Below are 15,444 nucleotides of genomic sequence, written 5' to 3'. Positions count from 1 at the left end.
ATTTTTACCAAAGGCTAATTTTTCACCTGTCCATTTCAACGATATTTTGACCATAATCAAATCGTCAACAAACTTACCTCATGATTGTATCTCAAAAAAAATTCTAATTTTAACTATTCTAAAACACGAAATCGGATAGAGGTTTAACTATTATCCTAAAAGTTGACACATAAGATGAAACATTGGTTGACAGGAATATTCATGGTAGCTCTGGTCACGAGCTGTAAGAAAAAAGTGGAAACGATTTACCCTCAAATTCAGGCTATTTCTGAATCAGTTTATGCCTCGGGTGTGGTTAAAAGTGTCAATCAGTACCAAGTTTTTCCCAAAAACTCAGGTGATATTTCTTCTCTGAAAGTAAAAGAAGGTGATTTTGTCGAAAAAGGGCAAATACTATTCGAAATTGCTAACCCTAGCGCTAAACTCAATATCGAAAATGCAGAGTTGAATTTTGAAAATGCTTCTATAAAATCAAATCAAGAACGTCTACGTGATGCTGTTATCTCCAAAGATTTAGCCTATCAAAAACTCAAGAATGATTCACTACTTTGGCGTCGTCAAAATGCGCTTTGGCAACAACAAATCGGAACGAAGGTCGACCAAGAACAGCGTGAATTAGCCTATCATAATTCCCAAACCGCTTTTCAATCAGCAGAGATACGAGTGAGCGAATTGCGTCGTCAAATCAAATTTTCTGCCGAACAATCTGCCAAAAATGTCGCATTAGCCAAAAGTATTGCTTCAGATTTTGCTGTTCGTGCAGAGGTTTCAGGACGCATTTACAGCTTTTCTAAAGAAATCGGAGAAATGGTCTCAATCCAAAATCCTGTGGCCATCATCGGTGATGCGAAGGCATTTATGCTTGAACTACAAATCGACGAAGATGATATTACTCGTGTCAAAATTGGACAAAAAGTATTACTTACGCTGGATAGTTATGACAAACAAGTATTTGAGGCAAAAGTCAACGGTATCGACCCTTTGATGAATGAAAAAACTAGGACTTTTACGGTAAAGGCTACTTTTATAGCACAACCACAAGTATTATATCCCAACCTCAATGTTGAGGCAAATATCATTACTGCCGAAAGACCGAAGGTATTGACAATTCCAAGAAATTATTTGGTGGATGAACAGTTCGTTTTGGACAAAGATGGTCAAAAAAGAGCTGTAAAAGTTGGACTGAAAGACTTCCAACGTGTCGAAATTTTATCTGGAATCACCGCCCAAGAGGCTATTCAAAAACCTGCACTATGAACTACCCACTGATTTGGAATATTGCTCAGTCGCTATCCTTGGCTCGTTGGAAACAAACCTTGGTGGCTGCAGTTGGTGTGATGTTTAGTATTACGATGTTCATTGCATTGTTGGGTTTTATGAACGGGCTCAACGACCTATTGGATAGTTTGGTCTTGAATAGAACCCCTCATGTTCGACTTTTTAACGAAATAAAAGCCAATGAAAATCAGCCTATTTTGCTAGATAGTCATTATAAGAAATATCACAATTTTATCAGGTCTATTAAACCTAATGGGAAAAATGCTCAGATTGCCAACAGTGCTGCTATCATTAGTACATTAAAAAAAGATAACCGTGTATTGGGTATCTCTCCCAAAATGATTGCACAGGTATTTTTCAATGTGGGCGAAACAGACGTCACAGGCGTTGTCAACGGCATAGATATTGAAGCAGAAGCAAGACTTTTTTCCTTCGGCGACTATGTTACTTCGGGTTCGTATATGGATTTGAAGAATATTCCGAATAGTATTATTTTGGGAAAAGGCTTAGCAGACAAAATGCTGGCAAATATTGGAGATGTGGTGCAAGTAACCACTGCAAAAGGCGATAGATTCCCCTTGAAAGTGGTAGGTTATTTCCAATCGGGACTCGGTGAGATAGACAAAGTTCAAAGTTATACCTCATTAAAAACAGCACAAAAACTCATCGGACAAAGCAATGCCTACGTGACGGATATTCAAATCAAATTATATGATTTGAAGATGGCACCTTCGGTTAGCAAAGAATATGCCCAAATTTTTAGCACTGATGCTGAGGATATTCAAACCGCCAATGCCCAATTTGAAACAGGGAGCAGTTTGCGCAGCTTGATTTCGTATGCTGTAGGAATTACCTTGTTGATAGTGGCAGGTTTTGGGATTTACAATATCTTGAATATGTTGATTTATGAAAAAATGGATACCATTGCTATTCTGAAAGCAACGGGGTTTTCAGGAAGCGATGTCAAAAAGATATTTATCACCATTGCCATCGGTATCGGTATCTTAGGTGGTTGTACGGGTCTGTTTTTCGGATTTCTGTTATCACTATTAATCGATAATGTGCCCTTCAAAACAGCAGCTTTACCAACCATGAGCACTTACCCTGTCAATTATGACCTGAAATATTACTTGATAGGAATTACTTTTTCCTTGATTACAACGTATTTGGCGGGTTTATTTCCAGCCCGAAAAGCTAGTAAAATTGATCCTGTAGATATTATTAGAGGAAAATAGCTTTTGGAGTATCAGGTATCGGCATTCGGCAATTCAACCATAAAATCCTAAATCGACATGTTGCTTGAAGCAAAACATATCAATAAAAGTTTTCATGACCCTGTGACAGTACCTATTTTGAAGGATGTAAGCATCGAAATTCCTAAAGGTCAGTTTACCTCTATTGTAGGAAAATCGGGTTGCGGAAAGTCTACCTTGCTTTATATCCTTTCAACGATGGATACCGATTATGAGGGAGAATTGTGGATTGATGGCACTCGACTTACAGGAAAAACAGAGGCAGAATTGGCTAGCGTGCGCAATGAAAAAATTGGATTTGTTTTTCAATTTCATTACCTCCTCAACGAATTTAGTGTGCTCCAAAATGTGATGTTACCCGGACTAAAACTAGGAAAGATTTCTCCACAAGAATTAGAACATCGAGCTATTGAACATTTGCGAAAGCTGGGTATGGATAGCAAGGCGCTAAAAAAAGCTAATCAACTATCAGGGGGAGAAAAACAGCGTGTGGCCATTGCACGAGCACTTATTAATGACCCTCTGATCATTATGGGTGACGAACCTACAGGAAATTTGGATAAGAAAAATACGGAAGTGGTTTTTGATATATTCTGTCAATTATCTGAAGAGTACAAACAATCTTTGTTGATTGTGACGCATGATCCTAATTTTGCAGAAAGAACCCAGCGTATTATCGAGATGGAGGATGGAAGAGTCATTCAGTAATTTGGAGATAAGCGTATTTCCTCATCTCCAAATTAGGGTTGTACGAAGGATTTCCAATAATTGCGGATTTGGGATTTCTGATTTCGGAAATAAGGTAAAATACCTCTATTTTTACAAAACATAAAAGTTTACACTTCCGAAATCCAACATCCGATATCCGAAATAGACAGTTTTAGAATCCTTCGTACACTCCAATCTCCAAATTATCAATAAATCATCGATTAGCATGGAATTTTGTTCACACGCAATTGGTGACGACCACCTTCAAATTCTGTATTCAAGAAAGTATCTACAATAGCATAAGCTTCTTCGATGCTAACAAATCTAGCAGGTACACAAACGATATTCGCATCGTTGTGCAAACGTACTAGGTTGGCTACTTCTGTATTCCAAGCCAAACCCGCACGGATTCCCTGATGTTTGTTGGCTGTAATAGCCACACCGTTGGCACTTCCGCACAACAAGATACCCAAATCAAACTCTTTTGTTTCAACTGCCGATGCTACTGGATGAGCAAAGTCAGGATAATCGCAAGATGCATTGCTGTATGGACCAAAATCTTTTACCTCGTAACCTTTTGACTGTAAATAATTTACAATTTCAGCTTTGTACTCAAAACCTGCGTGGTCACCTCCGATGGCAATTTTCTTTGACATTTTTGAAAAAAATTCAGTGAATGTGTAACAAAAAATATTTTTTTTACGTTAAGCTTTTTTGGTGCTTAGTGCAAAGGTACTGACCATTGTGCAAGAAACCATTATTTTGTAACGATAAAAACCGGAAAAAGCTATGACTGAAAGAGAAAGCGAAAAGTTGTTGAAAGAAGAAGACAAAATTAAAAGAGCTTTTGTTGACCACACTTGGGCAGAAATTCGTTCTGAAGAATCGTGGAGAGTATTCAAGATTATGTCAGAATTTGTAGAAGGTATCGATAAAATGGCAAAAATCGGCCCTTGTGTTTCGATTTTTGGCTCAGCTCGTACAAAACCTGACAATCCTTATTATATCATGGCTGAGGAAATTGCCGCTAAATTGGTTCGCCATGGATATGGTGTAATCACAGGTGGTGGTCCTGGTATTATGGAAGCAGGTAACAAAGGTGCTAAATTACAAGGTGGAAAATCTGTTGGTTTGAATATCGAATTGCCATTTGAGCAACATCCTAATCCATATATCGACAATGACAAAAGTATCAATTTTGACTTTTTCTTTGTTCGTAAAGTAATGTTTGTTAAATACTCACAGGGCTTTATCATCATGCCAGGCGGCTTTGGTACACTCGACGAAATGTTTGAGTCTTTAACGTTGATTCAAACACATAAACTTGGTCGTTTCCCTGTGGTATTAGTCGGTAAAGAGTACTGGGGAGGATTGCTCGACTGGATTAAAACCACAATGGTAAATGCAGGTAATATCAATCCAGATGACTTAGATTTGATTTCGTTAGTAGATAACCCTACCGACGCTGTTCGTGTAATCGACGATTTCTATTCTAAATATTTGTTGAAACCGAATTTTTAGGGAATGGAGTGGCGAAGGCATATAGGTTTATAGGCACAAAGGAAAGGCACAAAGGCACAAAGTGTTTTATCTTTCACTTTGTGCCTTTGCCACTTTATACCTCAATTCACACTTTGTGCCTTTGTGCCTCTACAACTGTTCACTCCTACACTAATTCACATCCCCTCTATAATACGCCAAGGCATCTTTCATTTCTTTGGCATTGATAGCAATATCAAAACCGCATTTTCCGATACCCTCCAATAAAGAGAATCTAACCTCTTTTCCTTTATTTTTCTTGTCTTGTGCCGTAAGTGCGATGATTTCTTCTACATCCTCAGCTTGGATAGTTGCGATACCGTAGACCGAAAAGATAAACTCTTCAATTTCGGCTAATTCTTTTTGTGTAATCAATCCTTTTTTGAAACCTACAAACGCTTCACAAATCATACCTGCGGCAATAGCCTCGCCATGGAGTAAATGTAATTTTGGTTTACCCAGATAGAAAGTCTCAATAGCATGCCCAAGTGTATGTCCAAAATTGAGGATTTTACGTAAACCTTTTTCGGTTGGGTCTTGTGCCACAACTGCTTTTTTGATTTCGACAGAGTGACTAATCAAATCAGCAAAATCTTGTGCTTCAAAATCCTTGCGTTTAATCACATCCCATTTGGCTTTATCAGCAATCAAACAGTGTTTTACGATTTCGGCAAAACCAGAACGCAACTCATTAAAAGGTAATGTTTTAGTAAAAATAGGATCTATCAAAACGGTATTTGGAATACGAAATACTCCAATATGGTTTTTGAACCCATGAAAGTCAATACCCAACTTCCCTCCTACGCTGGCGTCTACTTGCGCCAATAAAGTTGTTGGAATTTGGATAAAATCAATCCCTCTTTTATAGGTCGATGCACAAAAACCTCCCATATCACCAATCACACCTCCACCGATATTTACGACCAAACTATGTCTATCCAATTCGGCATCGGTCATATCCTGCCAGATTTTTTCGCAAGTAGCTAAGGTTTTTTCTTGCTCACCCGACTTGATTTGAGTAAGTGAATGCTTGGGTAAAAATGATTTTACGAGCGGATAACAATGGCGTTTGGTATTTTCATCTACAATCACATGTACCTTCGAGTACTTTGAATCAGATAAAAATTGAGGTAAACTTTCTGCGATAGGAGCAATTACAACTGACGACATTTTTGATTTTTGATTAACGTGAAATCGAATTTGAAAGATGGCAATGAGAAATAGTTGAAAATATTATTTTTCATCCTATCCTCAAATTCAGGTATTTTCTTCGTCAAAGTTACCCATTTTCCCCGAAAACCTCATCCTTATAAAACAAGTTTCACCTGAGACAAATAGGGTTGAATCGTATCATGTAAAGGCGAAAGCTCTGTAATCAGACAATCAATATCAGCTGTAGGCGTCACTTTATAACGAAGTGCCGTATTGAGTTTTTCGGAAATAGTTGGGATAATCATCTGTTTCGAAGCTTTTATCATGGCTTTTTTAACTTGTACGATTTCATAATCAGAATCTGTAATACCATCCAAGTCCATACCATTGATACCCAAAATACAAATATCCGCCTTGATTTCGCTGATTTTTTGAACCACCTCAGCCCCAATAGTCACTTTTGACGCATTGGAAAGCTGACCACCCAACAAAATCACATCGGCTTTGGGATGCTCGGCAAGTTCGAGAGCAATAAGGGGACTTATCGTAAAAAAAGTAACCTGCAATGATTCTGGCAAACGTTTAGCAATTTCACGCATGGTAGTACCTCCACTTGTCAAAATCACCATCCCATCTTTGAACAGCTTCAAAGTTTTCATGGCAATTACCTCTTTCTTTTCATAAGCATAGGTATCTGCCTGTACAGCCGCCATCTGATACGATTTTGACAAAGCTCCACCATGTACTTTCACCACACGCCCTTCCATAGCTAACTCATTGAGATCACGCCGAATAGTATCTTCGGACACATCCAAAGCCATACTCAAATCTGAGGATAAGACTTTATTATGTAGGTTAATTTCCTTGATGATAAAGGCCTGTCTTTCTTTTTTTAACATACTATTGCGATTAGTAAGCAGTAACCTTGCAGGTTTTTGCCGTTTTATTTGAGTATTAATGATTAAGAAATAGGGAATTATACTTAGTTTTTGTAATATATTTATATAAATTTAAACAAATCTGAATAAAATCAATATTTTTGTCAATATTTCCTTGCTTAAAAATGCAGGTATTTGCCTGTTTTAATTGTATATTCATGATAATTTTAGCATAAAAGCGCAAAAATCATTCATCCAATTTTAACCATGTATTGACTTATGAAAAAAACTTTACAAAAACCTTTTATGGTTTTGGTAGCACTGATGCTGATGTCCATTTCGGCACTTGCTCAAACCTATACCATCAAAGGGAAAATCACTTCTCAATCGACGAATGAAGCACTTGCAGGTACTTCAGTAATCATCAAAGGTACCACTTTGGGTACAGTTGCAGATGCTAAAGGCGAATATACCTTACGTGCCAACCTCAAAGAAGGTAGCTACGAATTGATATTCCGTTCTATTGGATATAAAAATGCGACAAAAAATATCACCCTAGGAAATTCAAATACGCTCAATCTTGACCTTGCTCTCAGCGATGATGATGCTTTTGCCTTGGACGAAGTGGTATTTACAGGCTCTACTTTATCGTCTAACAAACGTGAGTTAGGTAATACCATCAACTCTGTAAAAGCAGATGCGCTCCAAAAGACAGGGACAACCAATTTGTTTTCAGCGTTGCAAGGAAAAATTCCGGGGGCGCAAATTACACAAAACTCTGGAGATCCTTCGGGAGGTATTAGTATTCGTTTGAGAGGTACCAAGTCTTTGAGAGGTAGCTCCGACCCCCTTTATGTAATCGACGGGGTGGTTGTAAGTAACGCTTCATCAAACGTATCTCAGATTGCAGTAGATGCTCAGGCGGGTGTTGCTAACCTTGGTACCAACCGTATGGCGGATATTAACCCTCAGGATATTGAAACGATCAACGTATTGAACGGCGCAGCAGCAGCGGCTGTGTACGGTTCACGTGCAAGCAATGGGGTAGTGATTATTACGACCAAACGTGGTAAGTCGGGAACACCAAAGGTTACCTTCTCGACAAGCATGAATGTAAATCAGTTGCGTAAAAAAGTGTTTGTAAGCACCTATGGCAAACAGTTTGGTTTTGCAGGCCTACGTTTACATACGATCGGAGGTATCTCGGCGGCTCAAATAGCAGCAAACCCAGGAGTGACAACAACCAATATCTTAAGAGATGGAACGAGTACTCCTTTGGCGACGAATCTAGTAGATGTAACTCGTTATGATTATCAAGACCAAATTTTCAGAACTGGCGTAGGCACTGATAATTACTTGTCTATTACAGGAGGTAATGAGAAAACACAATATTTGGCTTCGGTTTCGTACATGAAAAATCAAGGCATCATCAAAGGTGCTGATTTTCAACGTTACGGACTTAAAGTACGAGTTGACCAGCATTTGAACAACTGGGCTAAAGTTTCTGCAGGTTTGAATTATATCAACACTTTCTCAAATGAAAAACCAAACGGAAACGTATTCTACAGCCCTATCAACTCTGTAAACATCACCAACAATATTTATGATATTACCAAACGTGATGCAGCAGGTAACCTCTTAGCTGTAGAACCTACCCGTGTAAACCCATTATCTACCATTGAAGATATGGATTTCTCACAGGCTACCAACCGTACTATTGCGGACTTACAATTGAACTTGACGCCAGCCAAAGGACTTACTATTGACTGGGTTATGGGTATAGATGCCTTTTCTCAACTAGGAAAAAACACCATCAAACCATATCCTTACGCGACTGAGGCAGGCTTGCCACTAGAGCGCTATCCATTAGGTTTTGCAGCAACAGCTAGTAGTAATACGTTTTTGTTCAATACTGACGTAAATATTGGTTATGACAAAAACCTTTCGGATGATGTAAAAATGACGTTGACGGCTGGTTTTAACCATCAATATACACAAACCGACATTAGTACTAATACAGGTCAGAACTTGGCACCATTTATCGAAACTGTTAGTGGAGCGGCTTCAACTACTGTAACTGCTACCTACGGACTTGATAGATATGCCGTAACAGGCCAGTTTTTTCAAGCAACCTTTGGGTTCAAAAATCGTGCGTTCTTGACAGGGGCTATCCGTCGTGATGGTTCGACAATCTTCTCTCCAGATCAAACCAATCAGTTATATCCAAAAATCAGTGGTTCGTATGTATTAGTTGAAGGAAAAGACGGTTGGTTAAATGGTGCTAAATTACGCGCCTCATTCGGTGATGCGGGTGGTTTGACAGCGTTGGGTACTTATGACCGTTTTTGGCAATTTTCTCCTGCGGCCTATTTGGGTAAAAGCACCATTTTGCCTGGTCGTCAGTTAGCCAATCCATCGGTAAAACCTGAACGTATGCGTGAGTTAGAATTTGGAGGAGATTTTTCTTTAGTAAAAAACAAAGTATCGTTAGGTTTGACTTATTACTCACAAAATATCACCGACTTGGTGGTAAACCGTGTACTAGCCGCTTCGTCGGGTGGAACGAGTATTGTAAACAATGTGGGTGAAATGCAGAACAAGGGTTTTGAAGTTTCGTTGGGTGCCAATGTTATTAAAACTAAAGACTTCTCTTGGGATGCTAACGTAGTATTTAGTAGCAACCGCAACAAAATCACCAAACTTCCTGGTGGTAACGTCGCTATTACGAACGCAGCAGGTGCTCCTATCTTCTTGATTGAAGGTCAACCAGCATCGGTATTCTATGGTAACCCTTACGCACGCAATGCCGACGGTTCGCTATTACTTACATCACAAGGTTTCCCACAACGTGAGCGTGGTACACAAACAGGTATTTTGAGCTATACTCCGCAAAGAGATGCCTCAGGTCAACCAACAGGTGCATTTATTACTTCTGTTATCGGTAATCCAAACCCAGATTGGACAGGTTCGTTTAGCTCAAATTTTCAGTACAAAAAACTATCACTTCGCTTCCTATTGGATGCTGTACAAGGCTTGCAAGTATTCAACGCCGACAAGCGTACTCGTAACAACGTGGGTATTGGCGACTTGGCTGAGGCCGAACTACGTGGTACAGCTCCTCGTGGTACTGTTTTCGCCCTTGTTCCGATTGAGGAATATCGTGTAGACAACGGCTCATTTGTCAAACTTCGTGAAGTATCATTAGGGTATTCTTTTGTGAAAGCCTTGGCAGGCAAATACGACTTAAATGTATCATTAGTGGGTCGTAACTTGGTTTCGTGGGACAACTACAACGGTTTTGACCCAGAAACAAACGCAGGTGGTAACAGTAGCTTATTGAGAGGTGTAGACTTTGGTAATATTCCAATTCCACGCACATATCAGTTGACTATTTCTGCAAACTTCTAATAGTGGACTAGCAGGATTCATCTCCAATTGTACAAAAGAAAATTTTAGTTAGAGCATTAACAACCTTCATAGGTATGAAAAAATATTTCAATAAAATATCAATTTTGGGATTAGCACTGACCTTAGGCCTTACGGGTTGTCAGAGTGAATATCTCAACCCAAGTTCGGCCAGTGAAACACAAGTAGTAAATGACCCTAATGGCTTAATTGCCTTGTGTAACGGCTTACAATATCGTTTTACGGTATCTCGTACTAGTCCTGTTTACGCTTCGGTTACAGCCGCAGGTTTAACCACAAAGTCGCTGACAGTACTCAATGCTGGTAATGCCGATGAAGATTTCTTACAAAAAGGCGGTGCCAATGTTACCGAAACCAACGGTGTTGTCAAAAACCTTTGGGAACAATCTAATCTGGTAAAAGCCAACGCTGATTTGATTTTGAACAATGTTTCAAAAGTAAATGACCCTGCATTGAAGGCCTATATCACCGCACATGCTTCTATTTTTAAGGCTATTTCATTAGGAACATTGGCACAGTTTTTTGAAAAAGCACCAGTAAAAGTTTCTGAAAATGCAGCCTTTAATACCCGTCAGGAGGTTTTACAAGAAGCTGTAACACTTTTAGAATCAGCAGCGAGTGCTGTGACTACAACTACCGCTCCTACAACTTTCACTAACAGAATTGTTGGAGGAATCGACTATGTAAATACAGCTTATGCCTTGGCTTCAAGGTATTATTTAATGTTGGGAAACAATGATAAAGCCATCGAACTTGCTAATAAAGTAGACCTTACCAAAAAGTCAGAATATAAGTTTGATGACCAAAGTCGTAACCCTATTTTCGAAACGGCATTGAGTAATATCAACGTGTATCAGCCATTAGATTTGAATATGGGTTTACCAGCTAGTTTGGCACCTAACACTGCTGATAAGCGCATTGACTTTTATTTCAGCGCACGCACACCAGTACAAGGCGTGTATCGTGGAAAAGGGTTTTTCACAGCAAACACTACCTCGATTCCTGTGTATTTACCAGGCGAAGTAAGCCTAATAAAGGCTGAAGCCTATGCTAGAAAAAATGACCTGAGCAATGCTGTAGTTGAGTTGAACAAAGTATTGACCAAAACGACAGATGTTTGGGGACTTGGTGCTGGCTTAACGGCGTATTCGGGAGCTAATACACAAGATGCAGTTTTGACAGAAATTTATAGAAATCGTCGTATCGAACTATTTATGTCTGGTTTGGATTTGGAGGATTCAAGAAGATTTGCTCGTCCAGGATTTGACAAAGGTACTAGTGCAGAGCGCTCTCGTAACTATTATCCATATCCAAATACGGAGCGTTTGAATAACCCATCAACCCCTAGTAATCCTGATAATTAAGCATCAAGTATTAGGGCAGAATTAGATTTAATTTATGAGTTTAGGCACTAGGCAAAGAGTGTTAAAATGTTTTTTATTTATCACAGCCATGCTTTTATACAAAGCCCACCGCTGAAAGCCGTTACCTGTAAGCCCGAAGCTCAATCTTAAATTTTATTTTGCTCACTAACTTAACATATTTTACCTTTAATCAACATAACTAAATAACAAAACAGAAAGGGGTGAGTCTCCGCTTACCCTTTTCTCTGTTTTGAATGAAAATCTAAGAAATCTCGCATTGAATTACGAATGTTAAGTTCGAGTGATACCCTAGTTTGTACATTCCTGCATACCAATCATTCTAAACTCTATCAGTCCCAAAATTCAGCATGCTCAAACTTATGGATATATTCATTAGAAGTAAAAATTTATTTTAGTCATATCTCAAACCATTGATATTAAACACATTTAGATAACTAAATTTTATTTTTACTTACTCCATAATTTATTGACTATAAACCACATACGGTTTGACTTTTCTTCTTATTTCATTTCTGTATTTAGTCCTTATCTCGGTTTGTCAGCCATGTATTATCATTTAGTTCATTTCATATAAATCATACACAATGTCTTTTCAAATCAACAACAACCAATTTTATTTATGAAACAAATATTACTAAACAAACTCACATGGCTTCTCATGTGCATTGTATTAGGAACAGTGCAATTGAGTTATGGCCAAGACAGACAGGTAACAGGAAAGGTTACTAATGCCGAGGACAATGCAGGTTTGGCAGGTGTAAGCATTAGTATCAAAGGCACTTCCAAAGGTGCAACTACAGGTGAAGATGGATCCTTCAAGATTTCTGTGACAGACAACACCATTTTAGTTTTTAGTTTTTTGGGTTTTGAAAAACAGGAAGTTAAGGTTGGTAAACAATCCAAAATCGATGTATCCTTAAAATCTATGACCTCCGCACTCGACGAAGTAGTGGTAACAGCTTTAGGTATCAAGCAAGAAAAAAGAGCCTTAGGTTACTCTGTTCAAGATGTAAAAGGTGACGAAATTTCGAATACAGGTCGTAGTAACTTTTTGATGGCCATGCAAGGTCGTGTAGCAGGTCTTACGATGACACCCACAACAGGTTTGCCAGGCGCATCAGCGCAAGTACAGCTTCGTGGTGCTACCTCTATCGGTGGAAGCAACTCTCCTTTGTACGTAATTGATGGTCTGCCAGTAAGTAACAACACTTTCTCACAAGGTGGCTTGGTATCCGACGGTCCAAACCGTGCCAATGACTACATGAACCGTATTGCTGATATCAACCCAAATGATATTGAAAGCATTACTGTGCTAAAAGGTCTTGAAGCAGCAGCGCTTTATGGTTCTGAAGGTTCGTCTGGGGTAATCATGATTACGACTAAAAAAGGTTCAAAAGGAGCAACAAGAGTAAATTATAGCAACTCTTTCGACTTCTCAAATATTTATCGCTTTGTAGAAACCCAAAAAGTATACGGTCGTGGTTCGTATGGAGTTGTTGACCCAACCTCAACTACCTATCGTGGACCAAAATATTCAGAAGGCACCAATACTCAGCTATATGACAATGTGGGTAATTTCTTTCAAACAGGTACTACACAGCGCCATAATTTGAGTATAGAGGGTGGTCAAAAAATCACCTATCGTTTCTCTGCTGCCTATACTGACCAGTTGGGTGTTGTACCTACAACTGGGATGAAACAGTTTCAAACCAAATTGACTGGTAGTGCCGAAATTGCAAAAGGTGTAACAGTAACCAACTCATTTGCCTTAACTAACTCAGATATTACCAAAGCCTATAGAGGAGCAAACGGTATGTACCTGAGCGCATTAGGATGGCCTGCCAACGACGATATGCGTAATTACCTAAATATTGATGGTACCAGACGCCGTTTGGTTCCTGCCGATAACTCTGAGTTAGATAATCCTTACTTTAGTTTATACAAAAATCAAAACAAGGAGAGAACGCTTCGTATGATTGAAAATATCTCTCTTTCGGCAGATATTAAGCCTTGGCTAAACGTAACTGGTCGTTTTGGTGTTGATACCTACACTACTTTCCTCAACCTTTTGATTCACCCAGAATCTGGTAGTGGTTCGAGTGCGGGAGCTGCGGCGAATGGTATTGCAGCCAAAGGATATATCGACAATGCGATTGACGTAGGTAGAATCTTTAACGGAAACTTTATCGCTACTGCCAAAAAGAAAATTGGGGATATCGACGGATCTATTTTAGTGGGTACTTCTTTTCAAGATGACAAATCTGAAGTAAATGCTTCTTATGGTGAAAAACTCTATTTGCCAGAATTTAACAGTATCAATAATACCGACGTAACAACACAAAGAGGAAAAGTAACGATTCAGCAGAAACGTTTACAAAGCGTTTTTGCAAGCTTAGACTTGAACTATAAAGACATCCTATATTTGAAAGCTACTGGTAGAAATGACTGGTCATCGGCACTTTATGGCGCTACTCGATACGACTATTTCTATCCTTCGGTGAGTGCTAGTTTTGTCTTTACAGAATTACCAGCTTTCAAAGATTTAGGATTCCTTTCGTTTGGTAAACTTCGTGCGTCTTATGCCCAAACAGGTAAAGACCCTGCAACGCCATACAAAATCAAGTCGACCCTTACGCCACAAACTACTACTGACGGTGGCTTTGCTTATGGATTCTACGGGGGTAACCCAAATTTGAAACCAGAAAGAGGGGTTGGTATGGAAGTTGGTGCTGAATTACGTTTCTTCAAAGGCCGTCTGAATGTTGATGCAGCCTTCTATTCGAACGAACGTTCTGACCAAATCGTAACACAACGTTTGAGCTATGCCACAGGTTTTATCTTTGCTTTGTTGAATGGTGGTACATTCTCAAACAAAGGTGTTGAGGTACAATTGTCTGGTTCACCGGTAAAAACATCTAACTTCTCTTGGGATGTAAATGTCAACTTCTCGAAGTTTACGACAGATGTAAAAAATCTTCCTGCCGACGTAGCTGAATATTATAACTCAGACACTTGGTTATACAACAATGCTCGTGCAAGTGCTTTTGTAGGCGATTTGTCAAAATATTTTACTACTGTTGACAACCTGAGCTACTACCAACAATGGGCTGGTTCGGCAACTGCCATTGGTGGATACAGCTATTTGCGCAACAAAAGAGGAGATATTTTGATTAACCCTGCCACGGGTTTACCAATTAAAAACACCAACTTCTTACCAATTGGTGACCGTAATCCAGATTTCTCTATTGGTTTAAGAAACTCATTTACCTATAAGTCTATAAATCTATCTTTCTTATTGGATATTCGTAAAGGTGGAGATGTGTTTAACGGTAATGCGATGTGGTTGTACGAGCGTGGTTTGAGTCCAAAAACTCTAGATCGTAATACCCCAATTGTATACAAAGGCGTGTTGAGAGATGGCTACGAAAACACCGACAATCCAACGCAAAATACAGTTCAAGTAACTCCTAGTACAAGTACAAACCAAGCTTTCTATAGCTCTTTAGCCGAGTCAGACTTCGTAGAGCACAATATCAACTGGCTTCGTATGCGTGATGTAAGCTTGTCTTATTCACTTCCATCAAAAGTTTTGGCTGGTGTAAAATGGGTTAAAAATGCCTCTATTTTTGTTCGTGGTACTGAATTATTCTTGATTACTAATTACACAGGCGCTGATCCAAGTGTAAACGGTACTACTGCAACCTCATTGGGGGTTGGTGCAGCTGGTATCGACTTCGGTACAGTTTCATTGCCTCGCACATTCAGTACTGGTATTAACGTAACGTTCTAATTGAAATCTGTTTTTATTTAAAATTCAGTTAAAAC

At 39.1% G+C, this 15,444-nt stretch carries 10 protein-coding genes; 7 read left to right on the top strand and 3 right to left on the bottom strand.

Going from position 1 to position 15,444, the window contains the following annotated elements; translation table 11 throughout:
* Positions 1 to 174 precede the first annotated feature (174 nt).
* From QM524_RS06430 to QM524_RS06420, 3 genes are read left to right on the top strand one after another with little or no spacing between them, the layout of a single operon-like run.
* On the top strand, positions 175 to 1,257 hold the full coding sequence (locus QM524_RS06430; protein ID WP_283343935.1) for an efflux RND transporter periplasmic adaptor subunit: 1,083 nt from the start codon (positions 175 to 177) through the stop codon (positions 1,255 to 1,257).
* The gene (locus tag QM524_RS06425; RefSeq protein ID WP_283343934.1) at positions 1,254 to 2,513 is read left to right on the top strand and encodes an FtsX-like permease family protein; all 1,260 of its coding nucleotides are present in this window, start codon (positions 1,254 to 1,256) and stop codon (positions 2,511 to 2,513) included. The genes QM524_RS06430 and QM524_RS06425 overlap by 4 nt, the downstream gene beginning before the upstream one ends.
* Before the next feature lie 57 nt (positions 2,514 to 2,570).
* Positions 2,571 to 3,239, top strand: coding sequence for an ABC transporter ATP-binding protein (locus QM524_RS06420; protein ID WP_283343933.1), 669 nt, complete (start codon positions 2,571 to 2,573; stop codon positions 3,237 to 3,239).
* 221 nt (positions 3,240 to 3,460) lie between these two features.
* On the opposite strand, the gene rpiB is transcribed toward QM524_RS06420, so the two are convergent.
* Positions 3,461 to 3,895, bottom strand: coding sequence for a ribose 5-phosphate isomerase B (gene rpiB, locus QM524_RS06415; protein WP_095166497.1), 435 nt, complete (start codon positions 3,893 to 3,895; stop codon positions 3,461 to 3,463).
* A gap of 133 nt (positions 3,896 to 4,028) precedes the next feature.
* Between rpiB and QM524_RS06410 the strand changes: the two genes are divergently transcribed.
* Entirely contained in the window at positions 4,029 to 4,760 is a 732-nt protein-coding gene (locus QM524_RS06410; RefSeq protein ID WP_095166495.1) for an LOG family protein, read from the top strand.
* Between the two features lie 150 nt (positions 4,761 to 4,910).
* On the opposite strand, the gene aroB is transcribed toward QM524_RS06410, so the two are convergent.
* Positions 4,911 to 5,948 carry a 3-dehydroquinate synthase gene (gene aroB / locus QM524_RS06405; protein WP_166578609.1) on the bottom strand — a complete coding sequence of 346 codons (1,038 nt, stop codon included), beginning with the start codon at positions 5,946 to 5,948 and terminating at the stop codon, positions 4,911 to 4,913.
* 137 nt (positions 5,949 to 6,085) lie between these two features.
* Positions 6,086 to 6,829: a DeoR/GlpR family DNA-binding transcription regulator gene (locus QM524_RS06400; RefSeq protein WP_095166609.1), complete on the bottom strand. Its 744-nt coding sequence runs from the start codon at positions 6,827 to 6,829 to the stop codon at positions 6,086 to 6,088.
* A gap of 258 nt (positions 6,830 to 7,087) precedes the next feature.
* On the opposite strand from QM524_RS06400, the gene QM524_RS06395 reads away from it, so the two are divergent.
* The 3 genes from QM524_RS06395 (at position 7,088) to QM524_RS06385 (ending at position 15,409) form a co-directional block, all read left to right on the top strand.
* Positions 7,088 to 10,216, top strand: coding sequence for a SusC/RagA family TonB-linked outer membrane protein (locus QM524_RS06395; protein WP_283343932.1), 3,129 nt, complete (start codon positions 7,088 to 7,090; stop codon positions 10,214 to 10,216).
* 74 nt (positions 10,217 to 10,290) lie between these two features.
* Positions 10,291 to 11,598: a RagB/SusD family nutrient uptake outer membrane protein gene (locus QM524_RS06390; protein WP_283343931.1), complete on the top strand. Its 1,308-nt coding sequence runs from the start codon at positions 10,291 to 10,293 to the stop codon at positions 11,596 to 11,598.
* Positions 11,599 to 12,238: 640 nt separating this feature from the next.
* Entirely contained in the window at positions 12,239 to 15,409 is a 3,171-nt protein-coding gene (locus QM524_RS06385; RefSeq protein ID WP_283343930.1) for a SusC/RagA family TonB-linked outer membrane protein, read from the top strand.
* Positions 15,410 to 15,444 lie beyond the last annotated feature (35 nt).

It is taken from the genome of Flectobacillus roseus (assembly GCF_030056595.1).
In the GTDB taxonomy this organism is placed as follows: Bacteria; Bacteroidota; Bacteroidia; order Cytophagales; family Spirosomataceae; genus Flectobacillus; species Flectobacillus roseus.
The sequence above is the reverse complement of the archived record's forward strand: the minus strand, read 5'-3'. Positions and strand labels throughout refer to the sequence as shown.